12 protein-coding genes are annotated in these 18616 nt (G+C 75.4%); 6 read left to right on the forward strand and 6 right to left on the reverse strand.

The genetic code is table 11. From position 1 onward, the window contains the following. Positions 1–323 precede the first annotated feature (323 nt). From FJK98_RS34610 to FJK98_RS03460, 5 genes are all read left to right on the forward strand, one after another. Entirely contained in the window at positions 324–1607 is a 1284-nt protein-coding gene (locus FJK98_RS34610) for a zinc ribbon domain-containing protein (RefSeq protein ID WP_145917723.1), read from the forward strand. Between the two features lie 112 nt (positions 1608–1719). Further along, complete coding sequence (locus tag FJK98_RS03445; protein WP_145917724.1) at positions 1720–3141, forward strand: hypothetical protein; 1422 nt, start codon at positions 1720–1722, stop codon at positions 3139–3141. Positions 3142–3155: 14 nt separating this feature from the next. Continuing rightward, positions 3156–3902, forward strand: coding sequence for a hypothetical protein (locus FJK98_RS03450; RefSeq protein ID WP_145917725.1), 747 nt, complete (start codon positions 3156–3158; stop codon positions 3900–3902). Between the two features lie 126 nt (positions 3903–4028). After that, positions 4029–5354, forward strand: coding sequence for a hypothetical protein (locus FJK98_RS03455; protein ID WP_145917726.1), 1326 nt, complete (start codon positions 4029–4031; stop codon positions 5352–5354). A 12-nt stretch (positions 5355–5366) separates the two neighbouring features. Then, entirely contained in the window at positions 5367–6791 is a 1425-nt protein-coding gene (locus tag FJK98_RS03460; protein ID WP_145917727.1) for a hypothetical protein, read from the forward strand. On the opposite strand, the gene FJK98_RS03465 is transcribed toward FJK98_RS03460, so the two are convergent. Then, positions 6781–10314 (reverse strand): BTAD domain-containing putative transcriptional regulator, encoded by a 3534-nt coding sequence (locus FJK98_RS03465; protein ID WP_145917728.1) that lies wholly within the window; start codon positions 10312–10314, stop codon positions 6781–6783. The two genes, FJK98_RS03460 and FJK98_RS03465, sit on opposite strands and share 11 nt — an antisense overlap. Before the next feature lie 482 nt (positions 10315–10796). On the opposite strand from FJK98_RS03465, the gene FJK98_RS03470 reads away from it, so the two are divergent. Continuing rightward, complete coding sequence (locus FJK98_RS03470) at positions 10797–11423, forward strand: response regulator transcription factor (protein WP_145917729.1); 627 nt, start codon at positions 10797–10799, stop codon at positions 11421–11423. Positions 11424–11528: 105 nt separating this feature from the next. On the opposite strand, the gene FJK98_RS03475 is transcribed toward FJK98_RS03470, so the two are convergent. The 5 genes from FJK98_RS03475 to FJK98_RS03495 all read right to left on the reverse strand — a co-directional run bounded on the left by FJK98_RS03475 (position 11529) and on the right by FJK98_RS03495 (position 18489). Further along, positions 11529–12722, reverse strand: a complete 1194-nt coding sequence (locus FJK98_RS03475; protein WP_145917730.1) for a cytochrome P450 — start codon at positions 12720–12722, stop codon at positions 11529–11531. Positions 12723–12843: 121 nt separating this feature from the next. Beyond that, complete coding sequence (locus FJK98_RS03480; protein ID WP_145917731.1) at positions 12844–13845, reverse strand: MupA/Atu3671 family FMN-dependent luciferase-like monooxygenase; 1002 nt, start codon at positions 13843–13845, stop codon at positions 12844–12846. Further along, positions 13836–15080 (reverse strand): condensation domain-containing protein, encoded by a 1245-nt coding sequence (locus FJK98_RS03485; RefSeq protein WP_168222375.1) that lies wholly within the window; start codon positions 15078–15080, stop codon positions 13836–13838. Before FJK98_RS03485 ends, FJK98_RS03480 begins: the two co-directional genes overlap by 10 nt. Continuing rightward, the gene (locus FJK98_RS03490; RefSeq protein ID WP_145917733.1) at positions 15077–16777 is read right to left on the reverse strand and encodes an AMP-binding protein; all 1701 of its coding nucleotides are present in this window, start codon (positions 16775–16777) and stop codon (positions 15077–15079) included. Before FJK98_RS03490 ends, FJK98_RS03485 begins: the two co-directional genes overlap by 4 nt. Next, the gene (locus tag FJK98_RS03495) at positions 16774–18489 is read right to left on the reverse strand and encodes a non-ribosomal peptide synthetase (RefSeq protein ID WP_168222376.1); all 1716 of its coding nucleotides are present in this window, start codon (positions 18487–18489) and stop codon (positions 16774–16776) included. The genes FJK98_RS03490 and FJK98_RS03495 overlap by 4 nt, the downstream gene beginning before the upstream one ends. Positions 18490–18616: the final 127 nt, after the last annotated feature.

Genomic DNA, 18616 nt, shown 5'->3' on the forward strand with positions numbered 1-18616 from the left:
GGCCGCCCGGGGTGGCCCCGCCGGGGGCACGCCCGGGTCCGCCCGGGGTGGGTCCGCCGGGGATGCGGCCGGGTCCGCCCGGCCTGGTTCCGCCCGGTGCCGTGCCGCCCGGCGTGCGTCCCGGCCCGCCGGGGACGACGCCGCCGGGGGGCCGGTCCGGTCCGCCCGGGTCGCGGCCGGGTCCGCCGGGGTCCGGTCCGCCGGGCGTCCGGTCCGTGCCGCCGGGGCCGGGCGCTCCCGGGGTACGGTCCGTGCCGCCGGGGACGTCGCCGGCCGGTTCCTCCGCCGCCGTCGCGTCCACGACGGACGGCGGTCCGGTGTCGGTGTCGACACCGCCGCGCCGGCTGCCACCGCCGCCGCCGGGGGTGCCGGCGGCCCGGCTGCCGGACCGGGCGGCCCGCACCGTGCCGCCGGGTGTCCGTCCCGGTCCGTCCGAGGTGGACGCTCCGGCCGAGGACGCGTCGTCGTCGGCCGGCGGCGTCCCGGCCGGTCCGTCGGACACCGCCGCCGGGGCGAGCGGGTCGCCGCGCCGGCTGCCGCCCCCGCCGCCCGGGGTGGCCGGGGCGAAGCTGCCGACCGCCCCGAGGAATCCGGCGTCCCCGCCCCGGCGCGACACGCGTGCCGCGCCGCACACCAGCGCCCTGGTCGCCGCCGACGGGTCGGTCGACTCCGTGCTGCCCGGCGCGCCGGCCACCGGCGGGCGGGTCGGCTCCCGGGCCACCGCCGCCGCGTCCGTCGAGCCCGAGGAGGTCAGCCCGCAGGCGGTCCGGCCCCGGGTGGCCACCGTCGGCGCGAAGGCGTCCGCCCGGCGGCGGCAACCCGGTGACCTCATCTGCGGCGAGTGCGGCGAGGGCAACGCGCCGACCCGCCGCTTCTGTAGCCGGTGCGGTGACTCGCTGCGGACCGCCGAGGTGGTGCGTCGACGCTGGTGGCAGCGCCTGCTGCCGCGCCGTGGCCCCCGGGTCACCGCGGCCGGGACCCGCCCCGGCGCGCCCGGCGGCGGCCGAGCGGGTGGGGTCGGTGGCGTGCTGCACGCCGTCTACCAGCGGTCGAACGCGGTCGCCGCGGTGCTGCTCTTCGCGATCGGGGTGGCGTACCTGATCTATCCGCCGCTGCGGGAGCGGGTCAACGGGGCGGTCTCCGGGCCGGTGACCGGGGCGCGGGACTGGGTCGACCGGAAGATCAACCCCCGGTTCGTGGCGGTCCGGCCGGTGGAGGTGACCGGCGGCGCGTCGGTCCGCGACCACGGGCCGGAGCTGAGCGTCGACCAGTACCGCAACACGCACTGGCAGGTGCGCTGGGACCGGGAGAAGCCGCCGACGGTCACCCTGCGCTTCGCGGCGAAGGTCGACCTGGAGCGGCTGATCGTGACCGCCGGCACGGCCGAGGACTACACCGCGACCCACCGGCCGATGACCCTGCACCTGGTCTACTCCACCAACCGGTCGGACACCCTCACCGTCGAGGACACCGGGGAGCCCCAGACGTTGAGCCTCGACGAAGCCGACGGGGTCACCAGCGTGCAGATCCAGGTCACCGACGTGCACCGGGCCGAGAAGGGCACCGACGTCACGGTCAGCGAGTTCGAGTTCTTCGCCCGGGAGTGAGCGGTCGCCGGGCAGCGGGTGACGTCGGGGCACCGGGCTCCGGCGGCGGCACCCGACAACCACCACCACCGTCGGCCGACCGGCCCGACGGTCCCACGTCGGAGGTGTATCCGTGACAGAAGTCGCCATCGCCCTGAACACCACCGCGAACATGATCGGGTTCGCGCAGGGTCAGGCCAAGGGCCTGACGGACGGGGTGTTCCAGGTCAACGGGTTCAGCAACGCCGGGTTCCGGACCGAGCTGCCGCTGAACCAGTTGATCTCACCGGTGCCGATCGCCCACGGCCAGATCGTCATGGTCCAGGGCGGCCAGTCCCGGCAGCACGTCTACTGGCTGCGCTACGTGCGCCGGGGCATCGGGATCACCGACAAGAAGCGGGTCTGCGTGGAGCTGCTGGTGCGCTTCACGACCTTCGACTACGTACCGAAGGACGGTGAGGGTGGCCCGACCGCGCAGGAGCGGGCGATCCTGCGCGACTACCCGCTCTGGGGGATCACCGACCTGAGCGTGTCGCTGATGGCGACCGGCCGGGGGCGGAACCCGTTCAACAAGTTCAACGAGTCCGGCAGCCTGACCTTCGACGTGGCCGCCGTCAACGACGGCATGCCCCACCTGCGGATCAACTACCGGGTGCAGCACCAGGCGAAGAACCTCCTCGGCGCGCCCCTCGGGTTGAGCCACAACGACGTCGGCGCGTTCCTGGTGCACAGCAACGGCAGCTTCGAGATCAACCCGGGGGAGGGGCGGACCGAGAAGCACTTCCGGATCACCCCGCTCAGCGGCAGCGTGCACGACCGCCCGACCCGGGTCGTGCCGGACGACGAGGACGGCCAGCCGGTCACGACCGGCGTGCTCAGGGCCCAACGCATCGAGCTGGGTGGGATCGACCACGGGGGCCGGATGCTCGACCCGCACGAGCACAAGGGCATGAAGGTGATCGGCTTCGAGCGGATGGACGGCCCGAACACCGTCACCGTCCGCAACGACGGTCAACCGCCGGTGGTCGCCACGGCGGCGGACGACGAGGGGCACGAGGCGTCGCTGCGGCTGGAGTACGTCCGCGACGGCGCGGTGCTGGGCCGGAAGGTCCGCACCAAGATCAAAGCGTTGCTGCTGCTGCGGTTCACCATGGTCCCGTACGTCACCGCGCCCGACAACGGCCACCGGCAGATCGTCTACGTGGACGGGGTGCGCTACACCGCCTTCCGCAACGTCTCGTTGCAGGTGCTGGAGGTGGGGCGCGGCGATCCGGCGGTGGTCGGCGAGAAGGGCCGGCAGTACGACGTCGACGCGGTCAAGAACCGGCACCACGAGGAGTCGACGCTGTTCTTCGGGCCGTACGTCGAGGAGGTGCCGGGGCAGGTCGGGGTGCAGCTACGCATCGACTGGACGGCCGAGCACGCCGGCGCCGACGGGCGGAGCCGCCAGCACAGCAACAAGGGGCAGTTCCGCCTCGGGATCGACCCGTCCGGCAGTCCGGTGCTCCGCCTGCTCGACGCCGACAGCAACAAGTACTTCACGGTCACGGGCTGAGGGGGAGACGACCGATGAACTATCCGGAGACCTTCGACACCACCGGCCCGGCCGGCCTCGACGACGCGTACGCCTATCTGAGCTGGGCGGCGGTCAGCGCGCACGGCATCCTCGCCGAGCAGCCGGAGGCCGGCTGGGAGCTGGTGCCGGACCTGCTCGGGCAGGGCTGGGGCGACCCGGGGTGGTACCAGCGCAACGGTTGGCTGGCCGACTTCTACGACACCGTCTACCACCACGCCAGCGCCTTCCCGCCGGTGCAGATCTTCGCCGTCGACGAGATGGGTGAGCCGGCGACGGAGATGGCCCGGGTGATCGACTCGGTGACCCAGAACTGGATCGCCGCCGCGCACCAGGCCGCCGACCAGGACGGCTACGACCAGCACGACTACGACCAGGCCGGCTACGACCAGGCCGGGCAGGACTACGGCCAGCAGGAACACGACCAGCACGGCCAAGGCCAGCAGGGCTACGGGCAGGACGGCTACGACCAGGACGGCTACGGGCAGCAGGACCACGGGCCGGACGGGTCGGCGTACCCCACCGGGCAACCGGAACCGGCCGACCAGGTCGGGCCGGCCGACCAGGTCGGGCCGACGCCGGAGCCGCTTGCCGACCTCGACCCGGAGACCGCCCGGGAGGTGCTCGACCGGGTGGTCGACGACGAGGTGGACGACCTCTCCGTGGCCGACCAGCGGGTCCTGGCCACGGTGCTGACCGTCGAGAAGTTCCAGTACCTGGCCCGCGAGTACGACCTGGTGTGACCCGACCGGTGCCGGGCCGGGACCACGTCACCAGCGGTTCCCGGCCCGGCACCGGCGGGCCCGATGGACCGACCGGCCATCGTCGCGCCCGGGTCCCGTCGACCGGTCGAGCAGGGACGTCACCCCGTGACCAGCATCGAGTACGAGCCGGAGGAACTGTCCGGCAACCGGTTCGCCGTGACCGGCTTCCGGGACGCCGGCCTGCCGGTCGGGGAGTTCCTCGCCGACGAACTGTGGCCCGACGAGTTCGACGGCGCGGTGTGGCTGGACCGGGGCACCCGGACCCACCGGCACTGCTACTGGCTGCGCTACCGCTACCAGGGGCCGGGCGGTCGCAAGCTGGTCGCGGCGGAGTTCCTGGTCCGGTTCGGCACCTTCCCCTACCAGCCCCGCCCCGGCACCGACCGGTACTCGCCCCGTTCGGCGGCACCGCCGCCGGGCCTGTGGGGGATCGAGGACCTCAGCATCGCGCTGCGGGACACCGGTGCCGGCGGCCGGAATCCGTTCAACAAGTTCAACGACCCCGGCCACCTCGTCTTCGAGCCGACGATGGTGTCCGCCCCCGCCGCCGGCACCGGTGCCCCGGTGCCCGCGATCCGGATCGGGTACCGGGTCCGGCACGCGGAGAACCCGGTGCTCGGTCCGGCGGTCGCCCCGGGCCACGAGGAGACCGGGGCGCTGACCGTGCACAGCGACGGCGCGATCACGCTGGAACCGGCGTCCGGGCCGTCGTCGTGGCGGCTGGTCCCGGTCAGCGGCGCGGTGCACGGGCGGCCGCTGGTCGGGGCCGACCCGCCGCCCACCCGCAGCCTCACCGTCTACCAGGCCACCGGCGTCACCGTCCCGCCGCCGGTCACCGCGATGCGGGTGCTGACCGGGCGGGCCCGCCGGGGCGCGGTCGAGGTGCAGGGATTCGAGCGGGTGGCCGGCCCGCCGCAGATCGAGGTGTGGCACGACGGGCATCCGCGCTGGTACCGCGCGTCGATGGGCGTCGACACCCGGGACGACGGCATGATCGTGGAGTACGCCCGGCCCGGTGACCCGGCCGAGGGCCCGAGGGCCGGTCGGGTCCGGGCCCGCCTCGCGTTGCGCCTGCTCACCTGCTCGTACCTGGTCGAGTCGAACGAGTTCGCCGACGCCGTGGTCTTCCACCACGGCCGCCGGCACCCCGGGTTCGCCGACGTGTCGCTGCGCCCGCTGCCCGACGACGCCGACCCCACCCCGCCCGGGACGGTCGGCTCGCGGCTGCGGTTCGTCCCCGAGTGGTACGACGGCCCGGACGGCGACGTGCCGGGCCTGCTCGTCCGCTGGTCCGAGGTGGCGGTGGCCCCGGCCACGGGCCCCGGCACACCGCTCGGCGGCGCGTTCCTGATCACCGTGGACACCTCCGGCGGGCCGGTGGTCCGCTTCGGCGACGAGCAGACCTACCGGCACCTGACCGTGACGAACTGAGCGGAGGACACTGTGCCGAGTCGGATGCGGCTGGTCGGGTACCGGCCCGACCCGCCGGTGGGTGACGCCTTCACGGTGACCGGGTTCGGCGGCGCCGGCTTCCCCGAGCAGGCGACGCTGCGGGACCTGGTCACCCCGGCGCAGCCCTACCTCGCCGGCACCGGGATGGTCCGGGGCGACCGGCAGCGGCGGCACTCGTACTGGCTGCGCTACCTGCGTCGGCGGGGCGGCCCGACCGGCCCGAAGCGGGTCTGCGTGGACCTGCTGGTCCGGTTCACCACCTTCGACTACGTGGCCGCCGACGTCGGGGCCGGCCCGGCGTCGTCCCGGCAGGCCGCGTTGGCGTCCTTCCCCTGCTGGGGCGTCGCCGACCTGAGCGTGTCGCCGCACGCCGTCACGGCCGGGCGCAACCCGTTCAACAAGTTCAACGAGGTGGGTTCGCTGGTGTTCACCGCCCGGCTGGAGGCCGGCCACGGGACGATGCCGGCGGTCCGGGTCGGCTACCGGGTGCACCACGAACGGACCACTGTCGACGGGGTGCTGCTGACCCCGGAACACGACGAGGTGGGGTCGTTCCTGGTGCACAGCGACGGGCTGTTCGAGGTGGCCGACCGGTCCCTGGCGACCCGGACCCACTTCCTCGTCACGCCGGTCGACGCCGGGGTGCACGACCGGCCGCCGGTGCCGCCGGCCGCCGCCCGGCGACCCGACTCGGCCCGCCCGGTGTGGCACGCGACCGGGCTCACCGCCGCCCCGGCCGAGTCGGCCGGGCCCCGGCTGACGCCGTACGCCGACGACACCGTCGTGGTGACCGGCTTCGACGGGCTGGACGGCCCGCAGACGCTGACGGTCCGCGACGCGACCGGTGAGCAGCGGACGGCGATGCTGGACCCGGCGGCCCCGGAACCCGGCGCGTTGCTGCTGGCCTACCGGGCCGACCGGGGGCCGGGCCGGGCCGGTGGCGTCCGGCTGCTGCTGGGGCTCCGGTTCACCATGCACCGTTTCCTGGTCGCCCCGCCCGGCGTCGACCGCGGCACCGTCCACCGGGCCCCCGAGGGCGGCGACGCGCCCGTCGACGCCTACTACGGCGACGACCCGACGGCCAACCGGGAGGCGTGGCCGGTGCTGTGGCACCGGGGGCGGCGGCACACCGGCCTGCGGCAGGTCGCGCTCCTGGTGTCCGGGGCCGACGGCGGGCCCGGCCCGGACGCCGTGCGCAACAGCACCGGAGCGTGGACGCGGCTGGTGCTCACCCCCGACTGGGAACCGGGCGGCGACGACCGCGCGCCGCGACTACGGATCGGCTGGCACGCGTCGCACCAGGACGACACCGTCCCGGTCGAGGGCCGGTTGGCGTTCGACGTGGACGGGACCGGCCGGCCGACCCTGACCCCGCTGGACGACGAGAGCCGCCGCCGGTTCACCGTCACGGGCTGACCGGCAGGTCCTCGTCGCGGGCGGGCCGCAGCCGCCGGGACAACTCGGCGATCTCCCGCCGGTACGTGGCCTGCTGGGCCGCGTCGACGCCGCCGTCCGCGCCGAGCGCGACCAGCAGCCGCAACGCGCGGACCTGGCCGAGCAGGTGACCGGTCTCCCGGTGGGTCGCCAACGCCTCCTCGGCGGTGCGGGCGGCGGTCATCGGGCCGGTGGCCCGCAGCGCCTCGGCCGCCACCATCAGCGCGTGCCCCTCCCACACCCGGTAACCGGCGGCGCGGGCCACCGCGCGGGCCTGCCGGGCCAGCGCGACCGCCTCCGTCGGATCGGTGTCCCGGTGCACCTCGGCCAGCCCGATGAGCGCCTCGACCTCCTCACCCCGGGCCCCGCCCGCGCGGGCCAGGTCGAGCGCCCGCCGGTGTTCGGTGGTCGCGGCCGGATCGCCGTTGCGCAGGTGGATCGCGCCCAGCACGTTACGGGCGGCGGCCTGCTGGGCGGGATCGCCGATCAGGTCGGCGAGGGCCAGCGCGGCGTTCGCCAGTTCGGTCGCCGGGCCCAGGTCACCGGTCTGCGCGCGCAGCGCCGCCAGCCGGCGCAGGCTCTCCGTCTCGGTCGGCCGGTAGCCGGTGCGCCGGCTCAGCTCCAGCGCCTCCCGCAGGTGGTCGAGGGCCTCGTCGTGCTGGCCGAGGGCGTGCTGCACCTCGCCCAGGTTGCTCAGGCTGATCCCGGTGCTCATCCACATCCCGGTGCTGCGGGTCAACGCCAACGCCTGCCGGAACACCTCGGCTGCCTCGCGGAGCCGTCCCATGTCCCGGTAGATCACCCCGAGGTTGCCGAGGCTGGTGCTGAGCCGTTCCGGGCCGCCGAGACGTTCGTGGATGCTCACCGCGAGCCGGGTCAGCTCGGCCCCCTCGGCCAGCCGGCCGGCCCGCAGGTGCACCAGCCCACAGGTGCCGTACGCCGCCGCCAGGCCCTCCGGCCAGGCCGCCCGGTGCGCCGCGTCGATCATCGCGGTGGCGTGGGACAGGCCCACCCCGTACTCGCCGCGACGCAGGTGCAGGCTGGCCAGCCCGAGCCGGCTCGCGGCCTCGCCGGCATGGTCGCCGGCCTGCTGCGCGGCGCGCAGCGCGCTGGTCGCGGCGACCAGGCCGTCGCGGTGCGGGCGGAACTGGAAGTAGCCGCGCAGCGCGTCCGGGATCCGCCAGGCGGCCGGGTCGGCGTCGTGTTCGGCGGCGTGCGCGATCACCCGCATCAGGTTGGTGTGCTCCTCCTCCAGCCAGGCCATCGCCCCGGCGGAGGTGGGGAACGGCGACGCCCCGGCGACCGGTCCCGTCCCGTCGGGCGGCAACCGCACCAGGTGCGGGTAGACGGCGACGGCGGCGGCCTCGGTGCGTTGCCGGTACCAGCCGTAGAGACGCCCGGTGGCGGCCCGCAGCTGCGGCCCGGGATCCTCGGCGGTGGCCCGTTCCCGGGCGTAGAGCCGCAGCAGGTCGTGGAACGTGTACCGGCCGGGTGCCACCTGCCCGACGAGGTGCGCGGCGGCGAGCCGGTCCAGCTCGCGGGCGGCCGTCGGCTCGTCGATCCCGGCCAGCGCGGCGGCGGCGGCCACCGTGACGTCCGTCCCGGGTGCCGTGCCCAGCAGCCGGAACAGCCGCCGCGCCGGGGCGGGCAGGGCGGCGTACGACAGGTCGAAGGCCGCCCGGACGGCCGCCTGGTCGTCGCCCTCGATACGCAGGTCGGCGAGCTGGTTGCCGGCGGTCAGCCGGGCGGTGTGCGCGCTGATCGACTGGTCGGGCTGGTCGATCAGGTTGGCGGCGGCGATCCGCAGGGCCAGCGGCAGCCGGGCGCAGACCGTCGCCAGCTCGGCGATCTCGGTGGCGCGGGTGACCCGTTCGGTCGGGATGATCCGGGTGAGCAGGGTGCCGGCCTCGGCGGCGGTGAGCACGTCGAGGTCGATGCGGCGCGCGCCGTCGACCGCGACGAGCCCGCTGAGCCGGTCCCGGCTGGTGATCAACGCCAGGCAGCCGGCGCTGCCCGGTAGTAGCGGGCGCACCTGGTCGGCGCTGGCGGCGTTGTCCAGCACCACCAGCATCCGGCGACCGTCCAGCATGGTACGCAGCAGCGCGGCGGCCTGCCCGGCGTCGACCGGCACCTGCTCGGCCGGTACCCCGAGCGCGTGCAGGAACCCGGCCAGGGCCTCCTCCTCGCGGACCGGGCTGGCCGTCGAGTAGCCGCGCAGGTTGACGTAGAGCTGCCCGTCCGGGAAGTGCCGACGCACCCGGTGGGCCCAGTGCACCGCCAGGGCGGTCTTGCCGACCCCGGCCATCCCGGTGATGGCGGAGATGACCACCGGGCCCCGGGTCGCCGTCTCCCCGGTCAGCAGCGCGTCGAGCGCGGCCATCTGGGTGCTGCGCCCGGTGAAGTAGGCGACGTCGGGGGGTAGTTGTGCGGGTGGGCGGTGGCTGGGCGGGCGGGCCGGCGGTGACGCCTCGGGCCGGTGCGGCGCGACGCCGGGGCGTACGGCCGGGGCGTCACCGACGGCCGGGCGGGCGACCACCCGGGGCAGGTCCTGACGCAGGATGCGCAGCTGCGCCTCGCGTAGTTCCGGGCCGGGTTCCACGCCGAGCTGCTCGGCGAGGCGGTCCCGCAGCTTACGGTGCAGGGTCAGCGCCCGGGCCTGCTGGCCGCAGGCGGCCAGGGCGAGCATGAGCCGGGCGTGCACCTGTTCGTGCAGGGGTTCGTGGCGGGCCACGGCGTGCAGCTCCCGGACCGCCCGGTCGGGCAGTCCCAGGTCGACGGCGAGCGTCGCGTAGGTGACGGCGGTGGCGATGCGGCGTCGGTTCAGGGCGACGGCGGTCGGGTGCTGGGCCAGGCCCGGTGCCGCGTCGGCCAGGACCGGCCCGCGCCACAACGCCAGTGCGCCGGCCAGCCGGTCCAGGCTGGCCAGGTCGCCCGCGACGCTGCCCTCGGCGCGTTCGATCACGGTGGCGAACTCGCTGAGGTCGAGCTGGGTGGGGTCGACCCGGAGCCGGTAGCCGCCACCGACGTGGGTGATGGTGGTGCCGGCGTTCCCGGGCCGGTCCAGCACCCGGCGCAGCCGGGCGACGTAGGTGTGCACGAGGTTCAGGCAGCTGTCCGGCGGGTCGTGCCCCCAGAGCACGTCGACGATCTCGTGGCGGGACACGATCGTGTCCGGGTGCAGGGCGAGCAGGCCGAGCAGCATCCGTTGCCGGTTGGCGCCGAGTGCGACCGGTTCGGCCCCGACCTGGATGCGCAGCGGGCCGAGCACGTCGATGCGGAGGGTGGGTGCCGACGCGGCGGGTGGTGCGGGGCCGGGCGGCTTGAGGTGGGGCAGCCCGACGGCGTCGGCGATGCGTCGGAGGGATTCGGCGCGGGGGTTGCGGACCCGGCCCTGTTCGATGTCGCGCACCGCCCGGACACTGATTCCTGCCCGTTCGGCCAACTGCTCCTGGGTCAACCCGGCACCCAGCCGTCGTCGTCGGATCTCACCACCGCTGTCGGCCATCAACCGGCCTCCCTGTCATGGCTGCGCGTCCTTCCCACCAGCGCGGCCAGCACATGATTCTGCCGGTTGACCGGTCGGATGACCATGATCTTCGACACTCAATCACCGGGTTGCACACGGCCGAAACCTGCCGATCGGGCAGCAGCGGACGCCCGTCGGGGCAACGGTTCTGCCGGTTCTGCCGGTGCTCCGGCGGCTCGCTTCTGGACGGTCGGGCATTTGGGCAGCTCAAAACGTTGCCGCCTGGCAAGGATGTCGATTCGACGGCGTCCAGCCGGCCTCCAGTGCGCGGCCGGCCGCCGTCTCTACCGTGGACCACGGACACCGCCACCACCCGCTGGCCGGTGTCCACCTCGGCGAAAGCGACTTGCACCCGGTCACGGAACCGCACGGCACCGGCCTCCGGACCACCCATCTGTCCCCCTGCTGAACGGCAGCCTGGCAGCTGACGCTCGACTCAGCCCGGAAGCTAAGGAACCGCCATGAACGGACGTGCCCAGACCTACATCCGTACCCCCGATCCGATCTCCACGGCCGGGATCACCGCGGCGCTGCGCGGCCGGGCCGAGATCGAGGTCGTGCCCGCGCAGATGATCACCGCCGAGACCGTCGGCGTGGTCGCCGCCGACACCCTCGACCACGGCACGCTCGACGTGCTCCGGGCCGTACGCCGGCTGGGCTGCCGGCGGTTCGTACTGGTCGCCGCCGTCGAGTCGGACTCGGCCCTGATCCCCGCGGTGGAACTGGGGGTACGCGCCCTCGCCTCACGCGCCGAGGCGACCGGGCACCGGCTCGCCCAGCTCGTGGTCAGCACCGCCTCCGGTGGCGCGGCGATGCCCCCGGAAGTGCTCGGGCTGCTGGTCAAGCAGGTGACCCGGCTCCAGCAGACGGTGCTCGCCCCGCGCGGCATCGACGTCAACGGGCTCTCGGTGCGGGAGAGCGAGATCCTGCGGCTGGTGGCGGACGGGATGGACACCCGGGAGGTGGCGACCCGGCTGAGCTACTCGGAGCGGACCGTCAAGAACGTGCTGCACGACATCACCAGCCGGTTCCAGCTGCGCAACCGTACGCACGCGGTGGCGTACGCGGTCCGGGAGGGGCTGATCTGACGGTCGAGGAGGACCCGACGTGGCGGACGGGCGGGTGACCCACGACGACCTGGGCGCCTGGCTGATCAAGGGTAACGCCGACCTGGTCGACCTCGCCGGCCGGCGCTACCAGCGCACCGGCAGCGTGGTGACCATCCCGCCCACCTCCCGCTCCGCGATGGGGAACGGCCCGTCGGTGGCGAGGCGCAGACCGGGCAGTCGGGCCCGCAGCCGGTCCAGCCCCACGGCCAGGATCGCCCGGCCGAGCCGCCGACCCGGGCAGTAGTGGCGGCCCCCGCCGAACCCGACGAACTTCGGGCCGTCGCGGTGCGGCAGGAGCGCCTCCGGCTGCCGGTAGACCGCCGGGTCGTGCAGCGCGGAGATCCAGGCGAGGAGCACCGCCGTGCCCCGGGGCACGGTTCCGGAGGGCAGCGCCAGGTCGGTGGTCGCGGTCCGCAGGGCGGCCACGTTGCCGGCGTACACCAGGCGGAGCAGCTCGTCGGCCATGGCCGCGGGGTCGGTCCGCCGCCGGACGAACGCCCGCCAGTCGGCGGCGTCGTCCCCCAGCAGCCGCAGCATCGCCCGGCCGAGCACGGTCGCCGGGGCCTCCACCCCCGCCGACAGCATCAGCCTGGTCAGGCTGACCAACTCGTCGGTCGACAGCCGGATGCCGGTGTCCGGTGGGTCGACCAGGTCGGCCAGCAGCGCGGCGTCCGATCCGCCCGAGACGACCCCGCGTACGTATTCGCCGAACTCGGCGACGAGCCGGGCCCGTTCCTGCGGCGTGCCGGGATGCGAGTGGGTGTACGCCCCCGACCAGCGGCGGATCCGGTCGCAGTCGTCGGCCGGGATGCCGAGCAGCCGGGTGATCGACAGCAGCGGGAGCCGGTCGGTGTACCCGGCGACGAGTTCGCCCCCACGGCGGCCGTCGGCGGTCATCGCGTCCACGAGGGCGTCGGCGACCTGCCGGACCACCGGCAGGTGGGCGGCGACCCGCTCGTGGTTCATCGCCCGGGTGGCGACCCGGTGCACCGCCGCGTGGGACCGTTCGGACTGGTTGATCAGCAGATCCGGGTCGTACAGGAAGTTGGGTTCGCCGCTGCGCCTCGGTGCGTCGGTGAGCAGGTGGTTGCGGGACAGCGCCGGGCTGGTGACGGCGGCGGCGACGTCGGCGTGCCGGACGAGCAGGATCGCGCTGTCGCCGCTGGGCAGGCGGACCCGGCCGAACGGGCACTGCTCGCGCCGCCGGGCGAAGTCGGCGGCGGGGGCGAGCCCCGACGCGGGCGGCAGCGGAAAGGCGGGGAGGTCGTCGTCGTCCATCAGCGCTCCTTCGGTCGGCGGACGCGGGGGTGGGCACCGGCCGGCGCGGGGACCGGCACCGCTTGGCGTGCGGTGGCGCGGGCGCTGCCGGTGCGCGCGGGACGGGGGTCCGCCGCCGGGGTCACCGCCCGACCAGCCGGGCCAGGTGGGTGAGGCCGGCTCTGGTCGCCTCGGCCGGCACTCCGAAGTCGATCAGGCAGGCGACCTCGTCGACGCCCGCGTCGGCGAGCCGGCGCAGGGTACGGGCGCAGGTCGGCACCGAGCCGAACAGCCCGCGTTCGGCGAGGAACCGGTCGAGCACCCGGCCGATGAGGAAGTCCGCCTCGTCGTCGGTGACGGTGCCGTCGTGGAACGCCGAACCCGGCAGCATCCCGGCCACGAGGTCGAGCGAGGACCGCAGGTAGCGGGTCATCGGCTCCCGGGCCAGCGCGGACACGCCCGCGTCGTCCGGCCCGACGAGGGTGTGCAGCATGAGGGTGACCTGACCGCGCCCGGGGTGCAGCCGCCGGTACCGCTCGATCTTGGGACGTAGCTCGTCGAGGCTCTGGGTGAGCAGGTGGGTGAGGACGCCGACGCCGAGCCGCCCGGCGAGTTCGAAGGTGGCCAGGTCACCGGCGCTGGTGATCCAGACCGGCAGGTCGGCCTGCACCGGCCGGGGAAAGACCTCGACGTCGACCCGGCTGCCGGTGCCGTCGGTGCGTGCCGCCGTGCCGCCCCGCCACAGGGACCGCACCTGGTCGATCAGCTCCGGCAGTTCCGCCCTGCGGTGCGGGTACCGGTCGGGGGCGAGGACGAAGTCGACGGCGTGCCAGCCGGAGGCGAACGCGACCCCGGCCCGCCCGTGCGAGATCCGGTCCACCACCGCCCACTCCTCGGCCACCCGCAACGGGTCGTGCAGGGGGAGCACGACACTGCCGGCGCGGACGCCGACCCGCCGGGTGACCGCCGCGACGGCGGCGCCGGTCACCGCCGGGTTCGGGTAGGGGCCGCCGAACCCGTGGAAGTGCCGCTCCGGCGTCCAGACCGCCGTGAAGCCGTGCTCGTCGGCGAACCGTGCGCCGTCGAGCATCAGGTCGTGGGCGTCGTCGGCGCTGGCGGAGAAGAAGAACAGGCTCAGGTCCACGGGGGCGGCTCCTCCGACGGCCGGACGACGGGTGACTCCGGCGCGGCGAGGCTGCGGTCGAGCACCGCCAGGACGTGGTCGATCAGGGCGTCGGCCCGGCGGCGTGCCCCGGCCGACGCCGGGAACTGGAACGTGACCCGGGTCTGCTCACCGTCGGCGATCATGACGTGCAGGGCGTTGCGGGCGACCCCGTTGAACGGCGACCAGTCCACGGTGGTGGCGAGGCCGGGGAAGACCGGGCCGGGGGCGATCCGCCGGTAGCTGACCGAGACGGCGGCGGTGGCCAGGAACGGCCGCGTCCCGGGCCGGCACCTCGCCAACGGGACCGTACGGTGGGCGTAGAGCTGGCGCAGGCCGGCACGGACGGTCGCCAGCGCCGCCGCGTACGGGCCGGTCGGTGGCGTCGGGAGGGTGAGCGGAAGCTCGTTGACGTACATGCCGATCCGGCCCGCCTCGGCCGGCGTACGCACCGACAGTTCGAGCGCGATCGAGGTGGGCCCGTCGTCGGGGGCGAGACAGCCGGCGAGCACGGTGAGTAGCAGCTCGAACCGGGTCGCGGCCAGGGCGACGGCCGCCCCGGCCAGCAGCGCCCGGGTCCGGGGGGTGAGGAGACGGACGACCGCGTCCCCGCGTCGGGCACCGCCGGGCAGGTCGACCGGTCGCGGCGGGTTCCGCCACCAGTACTCGGCGGCCGCGACGACCGGGTCCTCCGGTGGCCCGTGCTCCCCGGGGCCGGCGGGGTCCCCGGTGCAGGCGGGGTGCGCCGCCGTCGCCGGTGCGTCGTGGCCGTAGCGCGCGGCCAGGTCCCGCAGCAGCACGTCCTTGGACCCGCCGTCGACGATCAGGTGGTGGGCGGCCAGGACGAGCACCCCCCGGTCGTCGGCGAGGGCGAACCACCAGACCCGGGCCAGCGGCCCGGCCGACAGGTCGAACCGGGTGCGGACGGCCCGCTCGACCCGCCCCCGGACGGTCCCGTCGGTGACCCGTTCGACGGTGAGCGTCAGCGGGTGCTCGTCGACCGCCAGCCAGGGCAGGCCGTCGAGGTTGTGGCAGCCGGCGGTCAGCAGCGGGTGCCGCGCGGCCAGCGCCGTGCAGGCCCGCGCCAGCCGGCCCACGTCGACCGGGCCGCGCAGGTCGGCGGTGACCGCGACCGTGTACGCCGACCCGAGGGCGGCCACCTGCTCGTTGAACCAGACGCCCCGTTGCAGCGGTGAGGTCGGCACGAGACGCGTCACGGCGATCCGGCGATCCGGTCGGCGATCCAGGCGGCCTGCTCGGCCAGGCCCGGCCGGGCGTACAGGGCCGACACGGGGGTGGGGACCGCGAACTGGTCGGCGACGAGGCGGGCCAGCCGCAACGCCGACATCGAGTTCCCGCCCAGGGCGAGGAAGTCGTCGTCGCGGCCCACGGCGGCCACCCCCAGCACGGCGGCCCAGATGCCGGCCAGTCGCCGTTCGACCACGGTCACCGGGTCGGCGGTGGGCATCGACCCGGCCGGCGGGAAGAGGTCGCGCAGCGCCCGTACGACCACCTTGCCGCCGTCGTTGCGCGGCAACGCGGCCACGCAGACGACCCGCTGCGGGATCTCCGCACCGGACAGCCGGCCGGCGAGGAAGGTCCGCAGGTCGGCCGGCACGGCACCGGTACGGGTCACCAGCACGGCGGCGGGCCGTTCGCCCAGCACCGGGTCGGCGAGGGCGGTCACCGCGCAGTCCCGGACGTCGGGGTGTTCGCGCAGCGCCTGTTCGACGGTGAGCGGGGAGACCTTCGTCCCGCCGGAGTGGATGGTCGACGCGTCGCGGCCGGCGAGGTGCAGGTAGCCCTCGTCGTCGAGCCGGCCCCGGTCGCCGGTACGGGTCCAGCCGGCGCGGAACGTCCCGGTGTCGCCGCCGTCGAGGTAGCGGCGCGGTGGCGCGTCGGAGCCGATCCAGACTTGACCCGTCTCGCCTGCGGGGACCTCCCGGCCGGCGTCGTCGGTGATCCGTACCGCGCCCCGGCCGACGGCGTCCGGGCGTCGGCTGTCGAACACCATCGTCGTCCGGGCCGGTGCGGCCTCGGTCGAGCTGTAGGTGTTGACGATGGTGGCGTACGGCAGCACGTCGGCGAGGGCCCGCGCGACGGACCCGGGCAGCACGTCGCCGGTGGTTCCCACGAGCACCACCGACGACAGGTCACGGCGGTGGAGTTCGCCGGAGTCCAGCAGTTCCCGGGCCATCGCCGGGACGAGGAAGAGCGTGCCGACCCGGAACTCCTCGACGGCGGCGCAGACCTCGGCGGCGTCGAACCGGGGCACGACGAGCGCGGCGGGTTCGGCGGCCAGGCCGGTGAGGAGCATGGTCTGGGCGGCGTTCGTCCCGAGCGGGAACGCGTGCAGGAAGTAGCGGGAGTGGGCGAGCTGCCGCCGGCCGGGCGCGGCGTCGTGCCCGTGGGTGAGGTTGCCGTGGGTGGCGACGACCGGCCGGGCCGACCCTTCGGTCCCCGAGGTGAAGATGATCTGGGCCGGGCCGTCCGGGGTGGCCCGGTCGGGGACGGCGGCGGCGTCGGCACCGGCCGGCCCGCGCTGCCAGCCACCCAGCTCCGGGGGTACGGCGCAGCCCTCCCGGATGGTCCCGACCGCCCCGGCGGCGGTGACCCGGTCGACGAGCTGCCCCGGCGGCAGCCGGGCCGACAGCGGCACCGCCACCCCACCGGCCCGCAGCACACCCAGGAACGCGGTGGCGAACCCGAACCACTCCCGTTCGTCGAAGAGCAGCGCGACCCGTTGGCCGACCCGCAGCCCGTCGGCGACGAGCGCGGCGGCGAGTGCGTCCGCCGACCGGTCCCACTGGCCGAAGGTCAGGGCCGAGCCGTCCGGACGGCACAGGGCGACGGCGTCCGGGGTGTCCGCCGCACGCTGCCGCAGCAGGCCGGGCACGGTCGGCCCGCCGCTCATCGGGCGTCCGGTGTCCGGTCGCCGGCCACCGCCGCGATCCGCCCCACGGTGCCGGCCCGCATGATCTCCTCGATGGTGAGCCGGACGCCCAGCCGCCGTTCGATCCGGAACGCGACCTGGGTGGTCAGCAGCGAGTGCCAGCCGACGTCGGTCAGGTCGTCGTCCAGGCCGACCCCGTCGATGCCTACCAGTTCCTCGACGATGGCGGCGATCGCGCGTTCGGTCGGGGTGTGCGGCGGTCGGGGCCGCGCCGGCACCGCCAGCTGCCGCCGGTCGACCTTGCCGGCGGCGGTGAGCGGCAGGGCGTCCACCACCACGACCAGGTCCGGCACCAGGTGGGCGGGGACGGCCCGGGCGAGGGCCGCCCGCAGCGCCGTACCGGAGGGGTGGTAACCCGGTGCCGGCACGACGTGCGCCACCAGCGACACCGGGTCGGCGTCCGCCGGGGCGGGGGAGACGGCCGCCGACCGGACCCCGGGCAGCCGCCGCAGCGCCGCCTCGACGCCGGCCGGTTCGACCCGGAAGCCGCGTACCTTCACCTGCGCGTCGAGCCGACCGAGCAGGTGGACCGTGCCGTCGGCGTCCCGGCGTGCCCGGTCCCCGGTGCGGTAGGAGCGGCGGCCGTCGAGCATGCGGAACCGTTCGGCGGTGAGGTCGGGGGCGTTCAGGTAGCCGCGCGCGACGCCGACGCCGAGGATGACCAGCTCACCGGGCCGGCCGTCGGCGACGACGTGTCCGTCGGGGTCGACGACGAGGACGTCGTGCCCGGCGATCGGACGGCCCACGGGCACGTGCTCGCCTGCGGTGTCGGCCGGGGTGACCCGGTGCAGGGTGCTGGCCACGGTGGCCTCGGTTGGCCCGTAGCCGTTGACCAGCTCGCACCGGTCGACCCAGCGGCGCGCCGTGGCCGGCGACAACGGGCTGCCGACGCTGAGCACCGTGCGGAGCCGGGGGAGGTCGTCCTCCGGCAGGGTGTCGAGCACGGCGGCGGGCAGGATCGCGTGGGTGACGGCCCGCTCCGCGAGCAGCCGCGCCAACGGCGCACCGACCAGCGAGTCCGGGTCGGCGACCTCCAGCGGGCAGGCGGCGCCGAGACCGAGCAGGAGTTCGAAGACCCAGCCGTCCGCCGCCGGGCCGGAGTGGAGCAGGACGCGGGCGTCGTCGCCGAGTTCGCCGAACCAGCGCCGCTGGGCGACCAGGAGGTTGGCGACCGCGTCGTGGCCGATCATGACCAGTTTCGGGGTGCCGGTCGTGCCGGCGGTGGGGATGACGTAGGCCAGCCCCGTCGGGTCGACGGTGGCCGGCAGGTCACCCGGGGGTGTCGCCCCGGGCCGGGTCGGGTCCACCTGGCGCATGCCCGGTGCCCGGTGGAGCACGGACGTCGACACGACCACGGTGGCGTCCGCCGCCGTCGCGACCGCCTGGTTCCAGGACGGCGGGCTGGCCGGGTCGAGCGGAAGCAGGACGCCGCCGCTGCGCCAGGTGGCGAGGGCCGCCGTGACGAGGGGGAGGCCGCGTTCCAGGACGACCGCCACCATGGTCGCCGGCCCGTCTCCGGCCCCGGCCAGCGTCCCGGCGAGCGTGTCCACCCGCTGTTCCAGCTCGGCGTACGTGACCGTTGCGGTCCGGTCGGCCAGGGCCACCCGGTGCGGGAACCGGCGGGCCAGGCTGGACACCCGGTCGCTCACCGTGGCGAAGTCCGTGCCGCGCAACGGCGACCCCCTCGTCGACTCACCCAGCCATGCACGTCGATCTATCGGTGAGGCTGTCACGACCGTGCCGGCGGGTCAAGGCGTGGCGGGCAGGCCGGGGGTGCTCCGTCCGGCCCGGGGTGGTCGA

The sequence above is a fragment of the Micromonospora sp. HM134 genome (assembly GCF_007833915.1).
GTDB classification, from domain to species: domain Bacteria; phylum Actinomycetota; class Actinomycetes; order Mycobacteriales; family Micromonosporaceae; genus Micromonospora; species Micromonospora wenchangensis.